22 protein-coding genes are annotated in these 21,049 nt (G+C 54.5%); 10 read left to right on the top strand and 12 right to left on the bottom strand.

Annotation, left to right across the window (positions count from 1 at the left end):
• Nucleotides 1-105: 105 nt before the first annotated feature.
• The 8 genes from BEI65_RS19340 to BEI65_RS19375 are packed head-to-tail and all read right to left on the bottom strand — an operon-like array spanning nucleotide 106 to nucleotide 7,645.
• Nucleotides 106-621 (bottom strand): MaoC family dehydratase, encoded by a 516-nt coding sequence (locus BEI65_RS19340; protein WP_099064692.1) that lies wholly within the window; start codon nucleotides 619-621, stop codon nucleotides 106-108.
• The gene (locus tag BEI65_RS19345; protein WP_099064693.1) at nucleotides 615-1,565 is read right to left on the bottom strand and encodes an ornithine cyclodeaminase family protein; all 951 of its coding nucleotides are present in this window, start codon (nucleotides 1,563-1,565) and stop codon (nucleotides 615-617) included. Before BEI65_RS19345 ends, BEI65_RS19340 begins: the two co-directional genes overlap by 7 nt.
• Nucleotides 1,566-1,567: 2 nt before the next feature.
• On the bottom strand, nucleotides 1,568-2,569 hold the full coding sequence (gene dmpG / locus BEI65_RS19350) for a 4-hydroxy-2-oxovalerate aldolase (protein WP_099064694.1): 1,002 nt from the start codon (nucleotides 2,567-2,569) through the stop codon (nucleotides 1,568-1,570).
• Nucleotides 2,553-3,440: an acetaldehyde dehydrogenase (acetylating) gene (locus BEI65_RS19355; protein ID WP_099064695.1), complete on the bottom strand. Its 888-nt coding sequence runs from the start codon at nucleotides 3,438-3,440 to the stop codon at nucleotides 2,553-2,555. Before BEI65_RS19355 ends, dmpG begins: the two co-directional genes overlap by 17 nt.
• A complete protein-coding gene (locus tag BEI65_RS19360; RefSeq protein ID WP_099064696.1) occupies nucleotides 3,437-4,300 on the bottom strand; it encodes a CoA ester lyase in 864 nt (287 codons plus the stop codon). Before BEI65_RS19360 ends, BEI65_RS19355 begins: the two co-directional genes overlap by 4 nt.
• Nucleotides 4,297-5,520 (bottom strand): aminotransferase class I/II-fold pyridoxal phosphate-dependent enzyme, encoded by a 1,224-nt coding sequence (locus tag BEI65_RS19365; RefSeq protein ID WP_099064697.1) that lies wholly within the window; start codon nucleotides 5,518-5,520, stop codon nucleotides 4,297-4,299. Before BEI65_RS19365 ends, BEI65_RS19360 begins: the two co-directional genes overlap by 4 nt.
• Nucleotides 5,520-6,374: a cupin-like domain-containing protein gene (locus tag BEI65_RS19370; protein ID WP_198404485.1), complete on the bottom strand. Its 855-nt coding sequence runs from the start codon at nucleotides 6,372-6,374 to the stop codon at nucleotides 5,520-5,522. Before BEI65_RS19370 ends, BEI65_RS19365 begins: the two co-directional genes overlap by 1 nt.
• Before the next feature lie 44 nt (nucleotides 6,375-6,418).
• Nucleotides 6,419-7,645: an MFS transporter gene (locus BEI65_RS19375; protein ID WP_099064698.1), complete on the bottom strand. Its 1,227-nt coding sequence runs from the start codon at nucleotides 7,643-7,645 to the stop codon at nucleotides 6,419-6,421.
• A 607-nt stretch (nucleotides 7,646-8,252) separates the two neighbouring features.
• On the opposite strand from BEI65_RS19375, the gene BEI65_RS19380 reads away from it, so the two are divergent.
• The 3 genes from BEI65_RS19380 to BEI65_RS26875 all read left to right on the top strand — a co-directional run bounded on the left by BEI65_RS19380 (nucleotide 8,253) and on the right by BEI65_RS26875 (nucleotide 10,533).
• Nucleotides 8,253-9,479 (top strand): Xaa-Pro peptidase family protein, encoded by a 1,227-nt coding sequence (locus tag BEI65_RS19380; protein ID WP_099064699.1) that lies wholly within the window; start codon nucleotides 8,253-8,255, stop codon nucleotides 9,477-9,479.
• A 224-nt stretch (nucleotides 9,480-9,703) separates the two neighbouring features.
• The gene (locus BEI65_RS19385; RefSeq protein WP_232519123.1) at nucleotides 9,704-10,069 is read left to right on the top strand and encodes a hypothetical protein; all 366 of its coding nucleotides are present in this window, start codon (nucleotides 9,704-9,706) and stop codon (nucleotides 10,067-10,069) included.
• A 263-nt stretch (nucleotides 10,070-10,332) separates the two neighbouring features.
• Complete coding sequence (locus BEI65_RS26875) at nucleotides 10,333-10,533, top strand: hypothetical protein (protein ID WP_157765465.1); 201 nt, start codon at nucleotides 10,333-10,335, stop codon at nucleotides 10,531-10,533.
• Between the two features lie 45 nt (nucleotides 10,534-10,578).
• Here BEI65_RS26875 and BEI65_RS26880 read toward each other — a convergent pair whose 3' ends face one another.
• Nucleotides 10,579-10,740, bottom strand: a complete 162-nt coding sequence (locus tag BEI65_RS26880; RefSeq protein WP_157765466.1) for a hypothetical protein — start codon at nucleotides 10,738-10,740, stop codon at nucleotides 10,579-10,581.
• Between the two features lie 96 nt (nucleotides 10,741-10,836).
• On the bottom strand, nucleotides 10,837-12,360 hold the full coding sequence (gene norR, locus BEI65_RS19400; RefSeq protein WP_099064703.1) for a nitric oxide reductase transcriptional regulator NorR: 1,524 nt from the start codon (nucleotides 12,358-12,360) through the stop codon (nucleotides 10,837-10,839).
• 161 nt (nucleotides 12,361-12,521) lie between these two features.
• On the opposite strand from norR, the gene norV reads away from it, so the two are divergent.
• The 3 genes from norV to BEI65_RS19415 all read left to right on the top strand — a co-directional run bounded on the left by norV (nucleotide 12,522) and on the right by BEI65_RS19415 (nucleotide 16,221).
• Complete coding sequence (norV, locus tag BEI65_RS19405; RefSeq protein ID WP_099064704.1) at nucleotides 12,522-14,003, top strand: anaerobic nitric oxide reductase flavorubredoxin; 1,482 nt, start codon at nucleotides 12,522-12,524, stop codon at nucleotides 14,001-14,003.
• On the top strand, nucleotides 14,000-15,148 hold the full coding sequence (gene norW / locus BEI65_RS19410) for an NADH:flavorubredoxin reductase NorW (protein ID WP_099064705.1): 1,149 nt from the start codon (nucleotides 14,000-14,002) through the stop codon (nucleotides 15,146-15,148). The genes norV and norW overlap by 4 nt, the downstream gene beginning before the upstream one ends.
• Before the next feature lie 122 nt (nucleotides 15,149-15,270).
• Nucleotides 15,271-16,221: a Dyp-type peroxidase gene (locus BEI65_RS19415; RefSeq protein WP_099064706.1), complete on the top strand. Its 951-nt coding sequence runs from the start codon at nucleotides 15,271-15,273 to the stop codon at nucleotides 16,219-16,221.
• 41 nt (nucleotides 16,222-16,262) lie between these two features.
• On the opposite strand, the gene BEI65_RS19420 is transcribed toward BEI65_RS19415, so the two are convergent.
• Entirely contained in the window at nucleotides 16,263-17,096 is an 834-nt protein-coding gene (locus BEI65_RS19420; RefSeq protein ID WP_099064707.1) for an IclR family transcriptional regulator C-terminal domain-containing protein, read from the bottom strand.
• A gap of 180 nt (nucleotides 17,097-17,276) precedes the next feature.
• Between BEI65_RS19420 and BEI65_RS19425 the strand changes: the two genes are divergently transcribed.
• From BEI65_RS19425 to pcaD, 4 genes are read left to right on the top strand one after another with little or no spacing between them, the layout of a single operon-like run.
• Nucleotides 17,277-17,963 (top strand): 3-oxoacid CoA-transferase subunit A, encoded by a 687-nt coding sequence (locus tag BEI65_RS19425; RefSeq protein WP_099064708.1) that lies wholly within the window; start codon nucleotides 17,277-17,279, stop codon nucleotides 17,961-17,963.
• An 11-nt stretch (nucleotides 17,964-17,974) separates the two neighbouring features.
• Complete coding sequence (locus BEI65_RS19430) at nucleotides 17,975-18,655, top strand: 3-oxoacid CoA-transferase subunit B (RefSeq protein ID WP_099064709.1); 681 nt, start codon at nucleotides 17,975-17,977, stop codon at nucleotides 18,653-18,655.
• Nucleotides 18,633-19,835: a 3-oxoadipyl-CoA thiolase gene (gene pcaF / locus BEI65_RS19435; protein WP_099064710.1), complete on the top strand. Its 1,203-nt coding sequence runs from the start codon at nucleotides 18,633-18,635 to the stop codon at nucleotides 19,833-19,835. The genes BEI65_RS19430 and pcaF overlap by 23 nt, the downstream gene beginning before the upstream one ends.
• 14 nt (nucleotides 19,836-19,849) lie before the next feature.
• Complete coding sequence (gene pcaD, locus BEI65_RS19440; protein ID WP_099064711.1) at nucleotides 19,850-20,620, top strand: 3-oxoadipate enol-lactonase; 771 nt, start codon at nucleotides 19,850-19,852, stop codon at nucleotides 20,618-20,620.
• Here pcaD and arsC read toward each other — a convergent pair.
• Nucleotides 20,617-21,048, bottom strand: a complete 432-nt coding sequence (gene arsC / locus BEI65_RS19445) for a glutaredoxin-dependent arsenate reductase (RefSeq protein ID WP_099064712.1) — start codon at nucleotides 21,046-21,048, stop codon at nucleotides 20,617-20,619. The two genes, pcaD and arsC, sit on opposite strands and share 4 nt — an antisense overlap.
• Nucleotide 21,049: the final 1 nt, after the last annotated feature.

Below are 21,049 nucleotides of genomic sequence, written 5' to 3' on the forward strand. Positions count from 1 at the left end.
GCCAGAGTTGCCACGCAGATCTCAGGCTGGGTGGCAGCACATTCAATTCAATGGTTTTTTCTGCTCATCCCCGCTGCGGTTATCAACGGGAATGAGTCGCCCTGTCTAATCCCGCGCAGATGAAGATTGGGCGGCAATATACTCCCGGCGCAGCACCATAAAGGATCTTTCGAAGGTGATCACCGTTTCGCCCGTGGATTTGATGCCCAGGGTTTCTACCGTGATAATGCCTTTATTCGGTTGGGATTTTGAAGGGCGTTTTGCCAGGATTTTGCTGGTGGCATAGAGCGTGTCACCGACAAAAAGCGGATCTTTCAAACGCACTTTTTCCCACCCCAGATTAGCGACGGCCCTGGCCGACAGGGCTTGTACGGTCATTCCGCTGACCAGCGCCAGGGTAATGCTGCTGTTCACCAATACGCGGCCATATTCAACCTGGGCGCCATAGGCCTGATCGAAATGCAAAGGATGCTGGTTCATCGTCAGCAAGGTTAGCCAGGTATTGTCGGCCTCGGATAACGTGCGCCCCGGCCAGTGTTTGATGGTCATTCCCGGCTCGAAGTCCTCGTAATCCCCACCGTGTTCTTCAACATACTCGTTTTCGCCAACTCGTCTTAGCATGACCTTTTCTCCCTGGATGGATACAGTGCAATCGCCGCTGCCGTGTCTTCAATCGCCAGCCCCACGCTGCGAAACAACGTTGTCTGCCCTTCTCTTGCCGCAACCTCGCCAAGAATGACGGCGCCGAGTTCATTTAGATCTTCAGGTTGAATGTAGCCCTGCGTGAGGGCGGTGCGCACTTCTCCTGCGTCTTCCTGAGCGGCAGCGGCGGTTTCCACCACCACAAACGCCGTCTTCAGCAAGCTGGGCTCAACCTCAATAGCCTCTTCGTGGGTCCCACCAATAATGTTCAGATGCGCCCCCGGCGCTATCCAACCGGCCTCGATCAGCGGCTCACAAGCGCTGGTGGATGTGGTCGTACAAATAATCTCCGCCCCCTGCACCGCCTCGAATGCGCTATTGCACAGAGTGACTCTGGCTTGCGTCACCGAGCGTGCCCACCGTGCAAACTCTTCGGTTCTGGTCGGCGTGCGGGAAAAAATCCGCACCCTGCGGATCGGGCGGACGGCAAGCATCGCCAACAGCACGGCCCGGGCCTGCACTCCTGCGCCCAAAATGGCCAGATCCCCGGCATTTGCATTGGCACACAGCTGGGTCGCCAAGCCGGCAACCGCACCGGTTCGTACGGCGGTTAAGCTCGCCCCATCAAGTAATGCCAGCATCTGGCCACTATCGACGTCGGTCAGCACCACCACCCCGTGGATCAACGGAAGGCCATGTTCGGCGTTCCCCGGCGTGAGGGTGGTGATTTTGACACTGGCAACGCCGCGCTTCATCCAGCTTGCCGGGCTGATCAACATTTCAGAACGACCGTGGTTCAGCAAGGTTCGCGGCGGAGATTGTTCTTTACCGCTGCGTAAGTCCTGGAACACTTCACTCAGGGTCGCCATCACCTGCCGAAGTCGGTCCTCACCCGCCATTTCGGCAGCATTTATCATTTGCATCGTCACAAGATTGCCCTCTTCAACTCGGCAACAACCTCAACGATCAGGTCTTCCTGGCCGGCAATAACCTGTCGTCTTCCCAGTTCGAAGAACACGTCGCGCGCATCCACCCCGGCGCTGCCAGCATGATTCAGTACCGGGTTTTTGAAGCCGGAAAATACGCCGGCCAGCCCGCTGACGATGCCCAAAGAGTCAATCATCGGCGGAACCACCATTAACTCCCGGGCGGCAAGATCGGCGGCATCCAGAAAATGATAGAGATCGATGCCGGTGTTATACCCCAGGCGTTCCAATACCGGGATCAGCACTTCCAGTTGGGTATTACCCGCCCCCGCACCAAACCCGCGAGCACAGCCATCGATAATGCCGGCTCCCGCCTGAGCGGCAGCCACCGAATTCGCCACCGCCATGCCCAAATTATTATGCGCGTGGAAAATCAGCGGCACCTCTACCTGCATGCGCATCGCAGCAATACGTGCAGTGACATCCTGCGGCAAAAGACTGCCTGCCGAATCCATGATGCCGACCGCCTGAGCCCCATAACCCACCAATAACTCAGCCTGTTCGGCTAACTCGGCAGGGGTGGCCATATGACTCATCATCAGCACCGCATGCGCCTCCGCACCCTGTTCACGCAGCCAGCCCAGGTGACGTTCAGCCAGCGTAGCCTCGGTACAATGCGTGCCGATACGCACCACATCGGTGCCGCAGACCAGGGCTTTCGACAGGTCAGCGCTGGTGCCCCAACCGGGGAGCATAAACACCCCCATCTTGCTGTTTTGCAAAGACTCTCGCACCGTAGTCAGCATGGCTTCGTCACTCAGTGCCGCACGGCCCACCTGATAGGAGGAAGCCCCCAGCCCGTTACCGTGGCCGACTTCAACAATCGCCACGCCGGTTTTGTCTGCCGCGGTGGCGTAGCTTCGCAACTGCGCCGCAGTAAGTTGGTGTTTTACTGCATGTTGCCCATCGCGCAGGGTTGAGTCGTTAATGAGAATAGTCATTGGCCACCTCCGCTTTATTTCGAGAGTGCGCATACTGTTCGGCAACCAGAATGGCCGCGGAATTAATCAGGTCCAGGTTACCCGCGTATTCAGGCATCACCTTACTGCTGGCGATCACCTCCAAAGAGACAGACACTCGCCCTTCGGTGACCTTGATCGCCGTTAATCGATAACCCGCCGAAAATTCCCGCACTGCCGCCGCCGCCGCGGTGACCACCGGGGTTATCTGTTCTGCCGTCACGCCGGGGATCTCGGCAAAAATAGTGACCCTAAACATGGCAGGCGGGGTTGCCGGGCTGATATTGAGGATCGCCTTGGTGTTTGCCACGCCAGTGAAAGCGCTGAGCGCAATCTGCGTAGTCTCTACGTATTCATCGATGTTGATACGCGTTGCTCGCCCCAAAATATTGCTGGCGACGGTCGCCACCACCTCGATGTCGTTAATTTGGAAATGCCGGCTAAGGGCATGCAGGATGGGGATCGACGCCTGCCCGCCACAGCTGATCAAACTGACATTGCGATCGGCCAGCGCTTCGATGCCGGTCACCGTAGGAACTATCATTTTGCCCAAGTGGCTGGGGGTCAGGTCGATCAGCAACGTACCCAGTGGGCGAAGCAGCTCCCAGTGTTTGACGTGCGACATCGCATTAGTGGCATCAAATACCACATCGAACGGCTTGGGTGCGGCCAGAATAGCGTCAATCCCTCCGGCACTGGTCGGGCAGCCCAGCTTGGCCGCGATTTCAAGACCGGCAGAATCCTTGTTACGCCCCGCCAGCAGCCCACAATAAAGCCAGGGCGAACGATGAATTTTATTGACCAGATCCATGCCGATGGCTCCGGTCCCGATGACGGCAACGGAGAGAGTCATGAGTTCCCCCGGTTGAAACGTTCAGCCCAGGCTTTGCCTAGTTGCAACGTGGTGTGGGCCATACGCGCAAAAGGTGGCCCCACCATATGTCCGTCCAGTAAGGCAATGCCTCCGGCGGCGGCCTTGACCGCGTCGGTGATCCGGGATGCGGCCAATAGCGCGCCCTCATTGGGTCGCAATGCTAAATTGATCGGCTCAAGTTCGCTGGGGTGGACGGTAGCTTTACCGTGGAAACCCAGATCCTTGATGTTCTGAATTTCGCTGGCCAGCACCTCCGGCTCGGAAAGCCGGTAGTTGGCGGTATCAATACAACCAATACCGTGTCTCGCACTGGCCAAAACCATCGCCTGACGCGCCGCCAGCATTCCGGACCAGGTGATTGGCACGCCAAGCGTAGCCGCTAAATCCGCAGAGCCAAAAACCAGGCCATCGGCTACGGCCGCGACATCATCGAGGTCGGTAATGGCTTCAACCGTCTCTATCGTCAGGTAAATTTCCGGATACTTGCCCGCTGAGGCAAAAGTCTCACGCAGAAAAATAACCTCGGCAGGTGACCTGACCATCGACATAACGATAAAACCCGGCGTGGCAACGCCGGTGCTTAGCATCACCAAATCATGCAAAGCATCAATCGTACCCAGCGCGTTTATGCGCACAGCTATATTCGCCGACGGAGGGGCACTATCAAGGGCGGTGCGGCAGATGATCCGCCCTTCCGCTTTCAATGGGCCCGGGACCGAGTCTTCCAAATCGATCAGATGAACATCGGCGTCATAAGTCAGCGCCTTGACCACCCGGTTAAGTGATAAGGCCGGGGTATACAGAATGCTGCGTGGAATAGCGCGTGTGATATCCGTCATTGGGGAGCCCTTACTTCAGCGAGTATCTTGCACAAACGGCGAATCTGATCTTCTGTTTGCCCGGCACGCATCATCACCCGCAGGCCTGCGGTGCCTTTCGCAACGATCGGGAAGAATACCGGCGAGACATAAAAACCGGCCTCTATCACCTTGCGACCTTCGCTGATCACCGTTTCATCGCTCATCGGCACCAGACGGATCGGGTAGCTGTTGCCGCTCTGCTCTGTCGGAACCAGTGAGTCGAACAGGGCAATGTTGTCGTACAGCTTCTTCTGCAACATCGGCAATTCAGCCGTGCGGTGAATTTCGGCCGAAGCCAGGCTGGCACCGATGGCCGCCGTGTTCAGATTTTGCGAATAGTTGAGCCCACCGCCAAAGCGTTCGACCAGGCGCAACATCGGCTGTGAATAGCCGTTGAGCAGTATCGCCGCCCCGCTGGTGCCGAAAGCCTTGTTGAGCGTGACCACCATAACGGTGTTCTCATTCAGTGCCGGGCTGTGTGAACGAACATAACCGACTCCACGTTCGCCATAGGCGGAAATAGAATGTGAATCATCGTAGAACACCATCAGGCCGTATTTGTCCTGCAGTTCGGCCAACTCTTTAACCGGCGCATAGCCGCCCAGGCTATCGCTGCCGTCAACCACGTAGCAGACCCGTTCATATTTCTTACAGCAGTCCTTAATGAACTCCAGATCGTGGTAATTGCAGGTGACGACCTCGGTTTCATCGGCACAGGCGGGTTTGGCTGCGGCCAACGACACATGAGCGTGCTTATCGAAAATCATTAACGGGCGAGCACCGTTGCCCAAATGTCCGGAGGCGATCAGCGGCAGCAGCCCGCCACTGATGCTGCTGGCCGACACGCCACTGAGAACATCGGCCTGGAACAGTTCACCAAGCGATTCCTCCAGCTCCTTCAGTACCGGCAGTTGAACCCGGCTGCGGGCGATGCAATGATCCAGCACGCCATAGCGACGTACCGCGTCGATGGCCCCTTCTACCACCTTGGGATGGGAGTCCAGGTTCAGGTAGGAGCAGCAGCTAAAATTGACAAATTGATGACCATTCGGGGTGGACAGGAGATCGTTTTCAAGTCCGGCGACGATCCCTGCGAGTCCGTTCTGCTCTGACATATCCCAGAAGGGATTACCAATACCGATAGCTTTGTCGTTGTTGCGATAGTGGTTGGTTGGCATGATCTTCTTACGGCTGGTCATCAAATTCCTTCCTTCTTGGCAGGTTCGGGTTGATAGTTATAAATACCTTTGAACTTACGGTAGGCGGCCGTGTAGAGCGCGGAATACAAAACATAAGGCCTGCGCAGGATTTTCAGATCCCACAGCCAAAAATTAACGTTGATATTCAGGTCGTCTAACGACTCGGCCTGGTGCCACCATCCCAGCGGCAAATACAGCATTTCACCGGGCTCCAGAATAAAATCGCGACGCTGCGGGGATTTCGCTGCCAGCCGTGGGAAACGCTGTGGGTCAATATTGTTAAAATCGAAGGCCTGCGATTTGTCGCCAAACCCCTTTAAGATAGAACGCGGGTAATAATCGCGTCGGCCGGGTGGGTAAAGGATGAATCGTTTTCTTCCCTGCAGGGCGATATTAAAGTTCTCGAGTTCATCGAAGTGGCTTTGGGTAAATACACCGTGGTAACTTATCCATAAATTGGCCGCGTTCAGACCACGACGGGAAGCCAGTAGCGAAAATGCATCGAAGCCGAGAAGAGTATTGATGTCTTCTGGCCGGTGCATAATATTGGAAACCACGCGATACCAGGTGCTGTTGTCTTGCTGGTATTCTTTATTTTCCAGAAAGCCACGCAGTTGGATCTTCATGGTCTGCCATCGTTCGGTATTTTCCTTATTACTGGCTTCCCGGAACAAGGTGACATTGTCATCACCTAACCGTTGAGCAATAAGGTCATTAGCGCTACGGCTGGTATCAAGCGGCAGATCGGTAATAATCACAGGAACGTCGGCCCGGAAAACAGCCTCAACCCCCAGCGCGACAAATTCATTAAAGGTAATACGTGGTACGGGAATACCCGTGGTTAACTGATTCACGATGGCCGTTTTCCTGTCTCGGTAATAATAATGAGAGAACCCGCTTAAATCGGGCTGGGTATTGATTTCTTACTGAGTAGTGACTGGCTGAACAGACTGGCTAATAAGGCGAGCATGCCAGCGGCCAAAGCGATCCAGGCGACCTGAGCAGCCCCGGTTTGATCTGAAAGTTGCCCGCCGACCGACACTCCCAGGGAAAACCCCAGCCAACCCGCACTGGAAAGCCAGGAGAAGCCTTCTGACAGGCAACCTTTGGGCGTTAACGATTCCAGCAGGTTACTGCAGGTGATTAATAACGGCGCCACCGATAAACCGGCAATAAAAGCGGAGAACCCCATGACGATCGGGGAACTGGTGAACACCAGGGGAACAGTACCGGCACACAGCGTGGCAGAGGTGAGTAACAGCAGCCGTGGCTGCGGTATAGACCAGTTCATGGCACCATAGCAGAGCCCTCCCACCAGGCTGCCCGCGGCACAAATAGACAACAACACGCCAGCCAGCGTGGGATTACCTGCCTCTTTGGCAAAGGCGATCATCATCACATCGATCGAGCCAAGAAATATCCCCACTGCTGCATAGGAGATCATCAGGCTACGAACCCAGGCCATGCTAATGGCTCTGCGGTTTTTTTCATCGACCCTTTGCACAACAACCGGTTCTGAACGCCGATGCAGCACCAGCGCCATCGAACCACTGAAGGTGAATACGGCGCATAAAACCAACCCCGCAGCGGGGTGTAATACCGTGGCTAAAACAATGGCGACCAGCGGCCCCAACAAGAAAATAATCTCATCGAGTACGGTTTCTAAAGCATAAGCGGTTCGCAGAGCCTCATCGGTGACCATTGCCGCCCAACGGGTGCGAATAAAGCCATCTACCGGCACTGACGAGCAACCAATACCCATAGCGGCGGCCATGATTGTCCATAAGTGGGCATTAAGAAAGACCAGGGCAATCAGTAAAGCTATGGCCATAACGTGACAACAACAGGTAACAATAAGCACTTTGCGTTGGCTGAATCGGTCGGCAAAGCCCCCGAGTATCGGGCTGGCCAAAGCCTGGGTAATCATTAAGGTTCCGGCGACGGTACCCGCGATCCACAGCGAATTGGTAGTAGCAGATAACAACATAATGCAACTTATAGAACGCATCGCCACCGGAAAGCGAACTAATAGCCCAAACAAAGAAAGCACGGCATGCCCGGGACCAGACAGTAATCGGGTATAGGAACCAAAACTGAATTTAGACTCAACGGCATTTGTTTCCATAAAGTACTCTCAATAATAAAATCGCTTATGCCCAAGCAACTGAATATATCAACAACAATATATCCCCTCACTTATCAGGTTAGGTTTTCGCAATAGAGAAAATAATTTCAAATTTTATTTATGCGTGACGGCGCGAGTGTCTAATAACACGCTAATAAATTAAAATTATCCGTTTAAAACTTGGTTATTTATGCATCGTTAGCATTGAAATTATCGTGATGAACAATGATTCATTCACTACTGTGTAAAAGTAAAAATTCCTTATAAATTTATTTAATACGATGGGCATTAACAATTAGCAACGCTAATCATTATTTACAAGAGCGTTTTTGCATCACATTGATGCGTTATTGCATTATCAAGTAAATAGAATCAGTTACAGATAGATTAAGGGGTAAATGTAATTTTTGGTTCGCCCGCAGCGCCTTTTACAGCAGAATCTGTCGGGTAAAACGAGGACACAACATCGCCGAAGGTAAAACTGTGCTGTAATCGGCATCTTTCTTATCTATTGGAGCCAAGTTTTGTCGCTGCGGTTTATTTATGATGAAGGTTTGGCGCGCTGGGACATTGGCCCTGACATTGAACATTATGCGAGGAGAAAAACATGGCTACAGGCATTGGCGGTTGCACGGCGCAACAGGCCCTGGAACAACTGCAACCGTTAACGGATAATCCGCCTGCAATCGCCGCCGGAGAGTATCGGCAACGTATTCAACACGCACAGCGCCTGATGCGCGAAAACGGCATTGACGCCTGCTATGTCAATGCGGGCAGCAACCTGCTGTATTTTACCGGAACTCCATGGTCACCGAGCGAACGCATGGTCGGCGCAGTGATCCCGGCCGAAGGTGAAATCGCCTATATCGCCCCCTGGTTCGAGATCGGCACCTTCAAAGACGCACAGGTGATTGAGGCCGAAATCTTTAGCTGGCATGAGGAAGAAGACCCCTATCGACTGTTCTTCAGCGTGCTGGCTTCTCGCGGGCTGACAGGTGCTGGCCGCCAGCACAAAGTGGCGATTTGCGAAACCGCTTCGGTCACGCTGTTCCTCGGTCTGCAACAGTATGCCGGGGACAATAAACTGGTCAGTGCCCTGCCCATCACCGGTGGCTGTCGCAGCCGAAAATCGGCGACGGAAATCGCGCTGATGCAAACCGCCAATAACATTACCTTGCGGGTACAACAGGCTGCGGCCAGTATCTTGCACCCAGGGATCACCGCCGACCAGCTGATCGACTTCGTCGATAAAGCCCACCGTAAAATGGGCACCAGTGGCTCTTATTTCTGTATTGCGCTATTCGGCTCCGATAGCGCGTTTCCGCATGGCGTGAAGCAGCCCAAGCCGCTGCAAAACAACGATATCGTGCTGCTGGATACCGGTTGCCGCTACAAGGGTTACCTGTCCGATATCACCCGTACCTATGTGTATGGCGAAGCCAACGAACGGCAACGCTTCGCCTGGCAGGCGGAGCATGAGGCGCAGGCCGCCGCTTTTGCCGTTATCGCACCGGGTGTACCCTGCCATAAAGTGGATGACGCGGCGCGCGATGTGCTGGTTTCTCATGGCTTCGGACCGGACTATCAGTTGCCGGGCCTGCCACATCGCACCGGACACGGTATCGGGTTGGACATTCACGAAGCACCGTATCTGATCCGCAAACAGCAGCAACAGCTCGATGTTGGTATGTGCGCCAGCATCGAACCTATGCTGTGCCTGCCGGGCGAGTTTGGTATCCGCCTTGAAGACCATTTTTACGTCACTGAAGACGGCGCTCGCTGGTTTACCCCGCCGGCAAAATCCCTTGATGATCCATTTGATTTAGCTGGCTGATCATCCCCCGGGCGGCGTTGCCGCTCGGATTTAAATATAATATTAATATCGACCATGTTTAATAAAATCATTTAATTATACAATTTAGTGCAATCACTAATTAATTAAAAATTTTTTATCTGTCAGATAAAATAACTCTTGATATAAAAATAGTTGTGAGTTAAAAACTAACCGTCCCATTCAAAGGTGAATATAACAATAAATTATACATTCAAATGGAATTGATGATGAAAACAATTGATGTAGCCTTGTTAGACTCGATCGCCGGTGGCCGTGGCAATAATGGCGGCGATCGTGTAGATAATGGCGGCAGAAGCAGAGGCAGAACCAGCAACACCAGTGGCAAGGCTGATAATGGTGGTTATTATAAGAAACAGAGTCAGGAGACAACAAACTGTAGTGCTGGCATTATCGGCGGCATGATTGCAGGAGCTGCTGGCGGACCGCTTGGTCTCGGATTAGGACTTATTGGTGGATCACTTGCTGGTGGGTGCTTCACGAACAAAGGTTCTAATGGTGATAATAATAGCAATGCCGGAAATAAAAGCTCTAATTGTAATGGTTCAATTGGTGGCTCGTGCCGTATCTAGACTAAAAATCATAGGCGGTAGTTTATTACTACCGCTCTATATATTAGAGCCGCATTATATATGACAAAGAAAATTAGGCCGTTACTTATACTTTTAGCTATAGTTTCCAGCAGCCCTTTTCTTAGCGGTGCTGGAGTGCTTAATCCTGGTTCAGGCTTGGCCGCGCCGGCAGGTATGTCTCAATTAGTCATTATCATTGCCACCTTCTCTTTTTTCATTTCGTTATTTTTTAAATTATTCGATATTTTTACAAAGTCTTCAGCATGAAAAGAACATACTGGACAATATCAGTTTTAATTGTGATGGTTTTATCCTCTATTTTATTAGCGGGTGCAGGCATCGGCGTTGATTATCTTTACTCTGCGCCAGAAAAAATATCAAAACTTATCGTTGCCATGTTCTTTTCACTTTCCATTATTGTTTTTATATACAAAATCATCTGTGTGATTTTCAAAAAAACATAGATAAAACCGCCCCGCACATGAGAATATACGCGGACGGTTTATTTTTTATGCTGAATAAATTAATGGAGTGAAACAAATGAGGAAAATAATCAGACCCGCAATTATCTTCTTGGCAATCATTGCCACGGCACCTTTTCTTAGCGGTATCAGGGGCGAGACTTCTGCTTTAGGTTTCTCCGCCCCCTTAGGCGCATCCACATTTGTCATTACTCTCGCCACCTTTTACTCTTTTGTCACCCTTTCATTAAAAATATTTGATTTTTTTGAGAAAAAATAAATTAGTGAATATTATAAAAGGTACACTTATTTAATATTCAATCGCTTGGCCAATCGATGCAAGTTACCGCTGTCCAGGTTCAATTTACGTGCGGTCGCCGCCCAGTTCATCTCACATTGCGCCAAGGTTTTCTCAATCACGCTGCGCTGGAAATGTTGCGTCATCGTCGCGAGATCCGCCTCAATAGCTGTCTCTGGCAGTGCTTCATCGCTGATCCCGGTCGGCAAAGAGCCGGCCTTTATAGTGAAATGCGCCGGCAACAGTTGTAGCTCGCTGCTGTTTTGCTCCGCGCGAGCTAAAATCGCCGCCCGATAGATGACATGTTCCAGTTCGCGAATATTCCCCGGCCATGAATACTGCTCGAGCGTGAATAATGCTTCTGCGCAAAGCGTTAACTGCACCAAACTCAGCTTGATACGGCAACGTTCGCAAAAGTACCCCGCCAGCAGGGCAATGTCGCTGGCTCGCTCGCGCAACGGTGGCACGAACAGCGGAAACACGCTCAGCCGATGGTATAAATCCAGCCGGAATTCCCCATCAACCGCCGCCTGTTTGAGATTACGATTAGTGGCCGCTAAAATTCGTACATTAACGCGCTTGACCCGATCATCCCCCACTCGCTGGAGATCGCCGTATTGGATCACCCGCAACAGCTTGGCCTGCAGCGACAGTGAAAGCTCACCAATCTCATCGAGAAACAGAGTGCCATTGTCCGCCATTTCAAATTTGCCGGCGCGGTGCTGAATGGCACCGGTAAATGCCCCTTTGACGTGGCCGAACAGTTCGCTTTCCGCCACGCTTTCCGGCAGAGCGGCGCAGTTAAGGTAGACCAGCGGGTTGGCAGCCCGCGCCGATCCCTGATGGATCGCCCGCACCACCAGCTCTTTACCTACCCCGGTCTCTCCGGTGATCAAAACGTTGAGTTCGGAACCGGCAACGATGCTGATTTCCTGCTTGAGTTGCTGCATAACCGACGAAAGTCCGATGATCTCATCATTTTCTCTAGGCGTGCTTACCCCTTGCGATGCCAGCGGAGACAACGCCTGCCTCTCCAGGGCTTCAACCAATAACGCATTGTTTAGCGCTCCCGCCGCTAGTGCACTGATTAACCGTAGTTCTTCATCGCTGAAGCGATCAAATTGCAGCGGGTCCAGACTGTCAAAAGTCAACGCACCGATTAAATCCTGGTCGGCAAACAAGGGCAGTCCAATACAGGCATGAACCTTAAGTTGGTCATGGCCGGGGATCAAACCATCGTAGGGGTCCGGTAAATCGCTATCCGCGGGGAAACGCACCACGTCACCGGCGCGGGCAATCGCTTCCAGGCGCGGATGGGCATCCAGCGCAAAGCGTCGCCCCAGAACATCCTGAACCAAACCGTCAATCGCCAATGGGCGGAACTGCTGCCCTTCAAAGCGCAGTAAAGCCGAAGCATCACAGCGCAGCAGGCGGCGCAGACTGTTGATCAGGCGTTGAAAGCGGTCGCCTTGTGTCAGGCCGCTTTGTAATTCGATAGCGATGGTGGCAAGGGACTGTATGGAGAGGGTCATAATGTCATTCCGACACTTAATTGTCATATTGACAATGTTACGCCCATGTCACAATGACATCAATGAATAATTATCACATAAAAAACAACAACATAAAAACTGGCACGCTGTTTGCTCATTACAAGTATCGAAACCCAGTAAACGACAATAAGGTAATGAGCATGGCAATTCAGGTGAAAAATAATATCCAGTGGGTCGGTCAACGTGACTGGGAAGTGCGTAATTTTCATGGGACAGAATACAAAACCTTGAAGGGCAGCAGCTATAACAGCTATCTGATCCGTGAAGAGAAAACCGTGTTGATCGACACGGTGGACCACAAGTTTAGCCGTGAGTTTGTACAGAATCTGTCAGCGGAAATTGATCTCAAAACGCTGGATTACATCATCATCAATCACGCAGAAGAAGATCACGCCGGGGCGCTGACCGAGTTGATGGCGCAGATCCCGGGAACGCCTATCTACTGTACCGAAAATGGCATTGATTCAATCAACGGTCACCATCATCACCCAGAGTGGAACTTCCACGTAGTCCACACCGGTGACAGCCTGGATATCGGCAATGGTAAACAGCTGATCTTCGTTGAAACGCCGATGCTGCACTGGCCGGACAGTATGATGACCTACATGACTGGCGATGCCGTGCTGTTCAGTAATGACGCCTTTGGCCAGCATTATTGCGATGAGCATCTGTTTAATGATGAGGTTGATCAAAATGAATTGTTTGAACAATGTCAGCGTTACTACGCCAATATCCTGACCCCGTTCAGCCGGCTGGTGACACCCAAAATCAACGAGATCCTCGGCTTCAACCTGCCGGTAGACATGATTGCCACCTCACACGGCGTGGTATGGCGCGATAATCCGACGCAAATTGTGCAGCGCTATTTAGAGTGGGCGGCGGATTATCAAGAAGATCGCATCACCATTTTTTACGACACCATGTCCAACAACACCCGCATGATGGCGGACGCTATTGCACAGGGCATCAACGAAGTCGATCCACGGGTGGCGGTGAAGATTTTTAACGTGGCGCGTCATGACAAAAACGAAATCCTGACTAACGTGTTCCGTTCCAAAGGCGTATTGGTGGGTTCGTCGACCATGAATAATGTGATGATGCCAAAAGTTGCCGGGCTGTTGGAAGAGATCACCGGGCTGCGTTTTCGCAATAAGAAAGCCTCGGCCTTCGGCAGCTACGGCTGGAACGGTGGCGCGGTAGACCGTATTCAAACCCGTTTGATGGACTGTGGTTTTGAAACCACGCTGGCATTGAAAGCCAAATGGCGTCCCGATGGCGATATGCTGGCAGTCTGCCGTCAACATGGCCGGGATATCGCTCGTCAATGGGCTTTAACCTGCTTGCCTTTGACGACGGCAGCCCCAGCGCCTGCAGCTGCCGTCGCTCAACCACAACCTGAAGTATCCTGCGCCAATGTCGATACCGATACCAACGCCGATGCCGATCTCGGGCCGCGCATGCAATGCAGCGTCTGCCTGTGGATCTACGATCCAACGTTGGGCGAACCCATGCAAGATGTGGCCCCCGGAACCTGCTGGCAAGACGTGCCGGATGATTTCCTGTGCCCGGAATGCGCAATGGGCAAAGACGTGTTCGATCCCCTCGCTTCGGAGGCAAAATGAACCCTGGCATTCTGATCGTTGGCTCCGGCTTTGCCGCCCGACAGCTGGTAAAAAATCTGCGCAGGCTCAATAGCGACGTCCCGATTCGCCTGATTGCCGCCGACAGCTGTGATGAATATAACAAACCTGAGCTGAGCCATGTGATCAGCCAGAATCAAACAGCAGATGCCTTAACGCGGCAAACCTGCGGCAGCTTTGCCGAACAGTTCCAACTGACGTTACACCCAAACACGCGGATCACGGATATTGATACTCAGCATAAAAGGGTGTGCAGCGGCGAGCAAAGCTGGCAGTACGACAAACTGGTTTTGGCGGTCGGTGCTTCGGCTATCGTACCGCCGGTGACCGGCAATGAACTGATGCTGACGCTCAACAGCCAGCAGGAATATCGCGACGGCGAATTGACACTGCTTCAGGCGCAGCGAGTGCTGATCCTGGGCGGCGGCCTGATCGGGTGTGAATTGGCGATGGACATGTGCCGGGCCGGTAAACAGGTCACCCTGGTGGACAGATCCGGCAGCCTGCTGTCGGCACTGATGCCGATTGAAGCCAGCAGCCGTTTGCAGCATTGTCTGCAACAGATGGGTGTCGAAGTGCTGCTCAACCAGCAACTGAGCGCCTTGATACAACAAGACGGTGGCATACAGGCAACGCTGGGGAATGGACGTCAATTATCGGTTGATACGGCGATCGCGTCGGTCGGACTGCGCCCGAACGTTGGGCTGGCGCGCCAGGCTAATCTGCAGGTGGATCGCGGCATCCGGGTGAATAATCGCTTACAGACCTCGCAGATCGATGTGTACGCCCTCGGCGATTGCGCAGAGATTGATGGCCAACTGCTGCCATTCCTCCAGCCGATACAGTTTAGCGCCATGGCCCTGGCGAAAAACCTGCTGGGTGCCGAGGAAGGCGTGAAACTGCCAGCCATGCTGGTCAAGGTGAAAACCCCCAGCCTGCCGCTGCACCTGGCAGGGGAAACCCATCGTCAGGATTTGAGCTGGAACATTGTCGCCGAACAACAGGGCATGATTGCCAAAGGTTTTGATCGGCAACAGCAGTTGCGCGCGTTTATCGTTAGCGAAGACCATATGAAACTGGCCTTCGGCTTACTGAAAGAATTAAACGCCCTGACAGCAGAAAGTTGATGATGACCCACCTGCACACTCTGAGCATTTAACGATGCCCTACGCCAACTGGGGTTAATCAGTTGGCGTAGCCCTTAAAATAGATTAGTTTTAAGCTCTGACTTACTCCGGCACTGGATGCTATGACTATCAATTCCCCCCTACCACAAGCTGTTTCCAGCCCTGTTACGCGCCACGCTATTTTCCTGGTTGCTACCTTGTCACCCGACCCTGCACAGCTCGCAACGGTGCGTGGTTGGTGCGCTGATATCAGCGGTGTGATCCGTTCCGTCGGCAAAAGAGCCCCGGCAGGAAACTTGTCCTGCGTCTGCGGATTTGGCTCAATGGCCTGGGATCGGTTATTCGGCCAACCCCGTCCGGCACAACTTCATCCCTTTAGCGCAATAGGCTCCGGCGACCGCGTGGCTGTCTCAACCCCCGGCGACATCCTGTTGCATATCCGCGCCGACGAGATGGATCTGTGCTTCGAACTGGCCACCCAGTTAATGAACAAACTCGGCGACGCCGTGACGGTGATTGAGGAAGTGCACGGCTTCCGTTACTTCGACCAGCGCGCGATGATTGGCTTTGTCGACGGCACCGAAAACCCGGAGGGAAATGATGCAGTCAACTACACGGTGATCGGTGATGAAGATGGCGCATTTTCCGGCGGCAGTTACGTGCTGGTGCAGAAATATCTGCATGATATGAAAGGCTGGAATGCCCTGCCCGTCGAAACGCAGGAGGGCATTATTGGCCGCCACAAGCAATCCAATATTGAACTGGATGAAGACGTGAAACCTTCGTCATCCCACAGTTCGTTGACCACGCTGGTGGATGAGCATGGCGATGAAGTCAAAATCCTGCGCGACAACATGCCGTTTGGCAAACCCGGCATGGGCGAGTTTGGCACCTACTTTATTGGTTACGCGCGCGCTCCCCAACCGATCGAGCAAATGCTGGAAAACATGTTCATTGGTCGACCGGCCGGCAATTACGATCGCCTGCTGGATTTCAGCCGTGCGGTCACCGGTAGCCTGTTCTTTGCCCCTTCGGCGACTTTGCTGGAAGAACTGGCCGATCGTAATACCTGAGACTTGCACATAACTCTTGCACGATAACTTTTGCACGATAACTACAGCAGCAGCGCCAACTCCATCGCCGTGCGCTGCAGCCGTGGCAGCACCCGTTCGCGCAATTCCGCCGCCGAAATTTGCGAGGCATTGACGCCCACGTTCATCGCCGCCACCACACCGCCCTTGCGTGAATGCATCGGCACCGCTATCGAACGCAGGCCAATTTCCAACTGTTGATCGTTGATGGCGTACCCTTGCCGCCGCACCTTGGCCAGTTGTTCACGCAATTGATCGGCACTGGTCACGGTGAACTCGGTCAAGGGTGCAAAACTCACCCGCGAAAGATAGTCGTCCAACTGTTCTTCATCCAGCGCACTGAGCAACACCAGCCCCATAGAGGTGGCGTAGGCCGGCAGACGACTGCCGCGTCCCAGATCAATCGTCATGATGCGCTTCACCGAGGCGCGGGCGATATACAGGATGTTGTCACCGTCCAGCGTCGCCACCGAGCAGGATTCGTTCAGCAGCTTACTGAGATAATCCAGCGAGTTCTGCGCCGCTTTCGCCAGTTCGGAAGAAGAAAGATAGGCATGTCCAATAGTCAGCACTCGCGGCAGCAGCCGGTAATGGCGGCCGTCAGGGCAATGCACAAACCCCAGCGCACGCAGGGTGTACAGGCAGCGACGCACTGCTGCACGCGGAATACCGGTAATTTGGCTGATTTCAGAAACCGACATTTGAGAATACTGTGGCTGGAAGGCCTGTAGCACCTCCAGTCCTCTGGCCAACGACGCCATAAAATTGGGGTCGCCCTTATACTGATCGTTGCTTAAATCCCCGATCTCCTGCAGCCGACGCAACTCCCCAGCACCAAACTCAGATACATCACCCATCCTGACCTCCGACTCACATAGAGTTATCTGCATCACAGAATTAACAGCCAAATGATTAACGCTTCGATAATCGCACAACATGCTGATATTCGCACTTGCTGCTTGAATTTTCATCCCATAAATTGATTCAAGACCCATTACTGCAGCGCTGACAGCTTCGCAGCGTGCCGAGGAGAGCAAATGATCGATAAGAGTGTGGCATCCGCAGACGTCGCCGTCGCTGATATCCCTGACGGCGCGACCATTATGGTCGGCGGCTTTGGCCCCGCCGGTCAGCCCTATGCCCTGCTGGACGCCCTGATCCGCCACCGGCCCCGCGGGTTAACGCTGATCAGCAACAACGCGGGCAACGGGGATTTTGGGTTAGCGGCGCTGCTGAAGGCCGGTTGTGTGAGCAAAGTCGTCTGTTCCTTCCCGCGCCAGTCGGACTCCTGGGTATTTGACGATTTGTACCGCCGTGGCGAACTGGAGCTGGAGCTGATCCCGCAGGGTAATCTGGCGGCACGGATCCAGGCCGCCGGTTCCGGTCTCGGCGGTTTTTACACCCCAACCGGCTACGGCACCGAACTGGCGCAAGGCAAAGAGACTCGCGAGATCGACGGCAAACACTATGTGTTCGAGCTGCCGCTAAAAGCTGACTTCGCACTGATCAAGGCCGACAAAGGCGATCGCTGGGGCAACCTGTTGTACAACAAAACCGGGCGTAACTTCGGGCCGATCATGGCTATGGCGGCCGCCTGCACCCTTGCCGAGGTTAATCTTATGGTGCCGCTGGGGGAGCTGGATCCTGAAAATATCATTACGCCGGGCATCTTCGTGCAACGTCTGGTGACCGCGCCCGATCACTCAGCGCCACTGTCGGCTTAAGGAACGCACCTATGACCAAACTCACTCATCAGCAGTTGGCCGAGCGCATTGCGCGCGACATTCCGGAAGGTGCCTACGTCAATCTGGGTATCGGTATTCCAACCCAGATCGCCAACTACCTGCCGGCGGATAAAGAGATCTTCCTGCACAGCGAGAACGGCATTCTCGGCATGGGCCCGGCACCGGCGGCCGGCCAGGAAGATCCCGAACTGATCAACGCCGGTAAACAGCCGGTGACCCTGCTAAAAGGCGGCTGCTTTTTCCACCACGGCGACTCCTTTGCCATGATGCGCGGCGGCCACCTGGATATCTGCGTGCTCGGCGCTTATCAGGTCTCCGAACGCGGTGACCTGGCCAACTGGAGCACCGGCGCACCGGGGGCGATCCCGGCGGTTGGCGGCGCGATGGATTTGGCAATCGGCGCCCGTCAGGTGTTTGTGATGACCGAACACCTGACCAAAAAAGGCGAATGTAAAATTGTCCGCCACTGCACTTACCCCCTGACCGGCGTCGGCTGTATTGATCGTATTTACAGCGATCTGGCGGTGATGGACGTCACCCCACAGGGCCTGGTGGTGCGCGAAATATTCAGCGGGTTGACCCCACAGCAGTTACAGGAAGTCACCCCGGTCGAACTGACCTTTGTCCTTCAACACGGAGAACAGCCGCATGAATCCCGCCTACCTTTGTGATGCCGTCCGCACGCCTTTTGGCCGACTGAACGGCAGCCTGGCCAGTGTCCGCGCCGACGATCTGGCCGCCCTGCCGCTGAAAGCGTTGCAGGCGCGACATCCGCAACTTGACTGGGCGGCGGTGGACGACGTGTTGTTCGGCTGCGCCAACCAGGCTGGGGAAGACAACCGCAACGTGGCACGCATGGCGCTGCTGCTGGCCGGGCTGCCGGTGCAGATCCCCGGTTGCACCCTCAACCGCCTGTGCGGCTCCAGTCTGGACGCAGTGGCGATGGCGGCCCGGGCGATAAAAACCGGCGAAAGCGAGCTGATGATCGCCGGTGGTGTCGAAAGTATGTCTCGGGCACCCTTCGTGATGGGCAAGGCGGAAAGCGCCTTTAGTCGAATGATGAAACTGGAAGACACCACCATGGGCTGGCGGTTTATCAACCCACAGATGAAAGCGCTGTATGGTGTGGACTCAATGCCACAAACCGCCGAAAACGTCGCCCTAAAGTTCGGTATTAACCGTCAGGATCAGGACGCCTTTGCCCTGCGCAGCCAGCAGCGCACCGCCGCCGCGCAGGAAAGCGGTTTTTTCGCCGACCAGCTAATTGAGGTCAGCATTGCCCAGAAGAAAGGCGACCCGTTGCGGTTCTGTCAGGACGAACACCCGCGTGCCACCACGCTGGAAGCCCTGGCGAAACTGAAGCCGGTGGTGGATCCGCAGGGCACGGTAACGGCCGGTAATGCCTCCGGGCTGAACGACGGGGCTTGCGCACTGCTGCTGGCCGGCGAACTCGGAGTGACTCGCCACGGGCTGCAACCGATGGCACGCATTGTCGCCAGCGCCGTTACCGGAATCGAACCCTCAATCATGGGCTTTGCCCCGGCGGAAGCGGTGCGTAAGGTGTTGAAAATTGCCGGGCTGAGCCTCGACCAAATGGACGTCATCGAGCTTAACGAAGCCTTTGCGGCACAGGCGCTGGCGGTGACCCGTGACCTGGGATTGCGTGACGACGCCGCTCAGGTGAATCCCAATGGCGGCGCTATTGCCCTCGGTCATCCACTGGGCGCATCCGGTGGCAGGCTGGTGATGAACGCCGCCTGGCAATTGCAGAAAACGCGTGGCCGCTACGGCTTATGCACCATGTGTATTGGCGTCGGCCAGGGTATTGCGCTGATTATCGAACGGGTGTGAAACGGGGAAAGAACATGGATATCGATTATCGCCTTGATGGCCGCGCCGGGGCACCCTTGTTGGTGCTGTCCAACTCGCTCGGTACCACCTTCGACATGTGGCTGGCACAGTTGCCGGTGCTGAGCGAACACTTTCATCTATTGCGCTATAACCAGCGCGGACACGGTGCTACGCCGCTGCCAGCGACCCCGCTGCGGCTTGAAGATCTGGGCCAGGATGTGATTGCCCTGCTCGACCATCTGGACGCGCCAAGCGCTCATTTTTGCGGTATTTCGATGGGCGGCCTGACCGGGTTGTGGCTCAACCGCTACCATCCGCAGCGCATCAAGCGGCTGGTGGTCGCCAATACCGCCGCGCGCATCGGCAGTGCCGAAGGCTGGCAACAGCGCGCCCAACAGGTGCGCAACTCAGGGCTGACGCCGATCGCCGCAGCGTCCCCCGCTCGCTGGTTCAACGAAGCCTTTTTGCAGCAACATCCTGAACAGGTTGTCCCACTGGTCGCCGGGCTGGCGGCCGGCAGCGCCGAGGGTTACGCTGCCTGCTGCGATGCGCTGGCGGTGGCCGATCTCCGCGCCGAAGTGGCGTCCATGACGCGGCCAATGCGAGTGATCGCCGGAGAACAAGATCCGGTGACGACGGTGGCGGACGCCGAATTTCTGGTCGCCAACGCGCCGCGAGCCGAACTGTTGCGGCTACCGGCTTCGCACATTTCCAATATTGCCTGCCCGGAGCTCTTCAACCGCAGCGTTGTCGCGTTCCTGACGGGAAAACACATAAAGGATTAATCCGCCGCGATCCGCCGCCCCTGCGCATCAATCACCGCTTCGCCATCTTCTTTACTGAACGGGCCCTGCTGCGCATCCGGAAGAATATCCAGCACCACTTCTGATGGGCGACACAGCCGGGTTCCCAGCGGGGTCACCACTATCGGCCGATTAATCAAAATCGGTTGCTGCAGCATAAAGTCGATCAGTTGATCGTCGCTCCAGCCCCTATCCGCCAGCCCCAGAGTTTCGTAAGGCTCGACATTTTTGCGCAGCAACGCACGAACAGAGATCCCCATGTCGGCAATCAGCCTGACCAGTTGTTCGCGACTGGGCGGAGTCTCCAGATATAAAATCACCTCTGGCTCCAACCCGCTGTTGCGGATCAGCGCCAACGTATTGCGCGATGTGCCGCAAGCCGGGTTGTGGTAAATCTTGATGTTGCTCATG

Source organism: Serratia sp. BW106 (assembly GCF_002607755.1).
GTDB lineage: Bacteria > Pseudomonadota > Gammaproteobacteria > Enterobacterales > Enterobacteriaceae > Serratia > Serratia proteamaculans.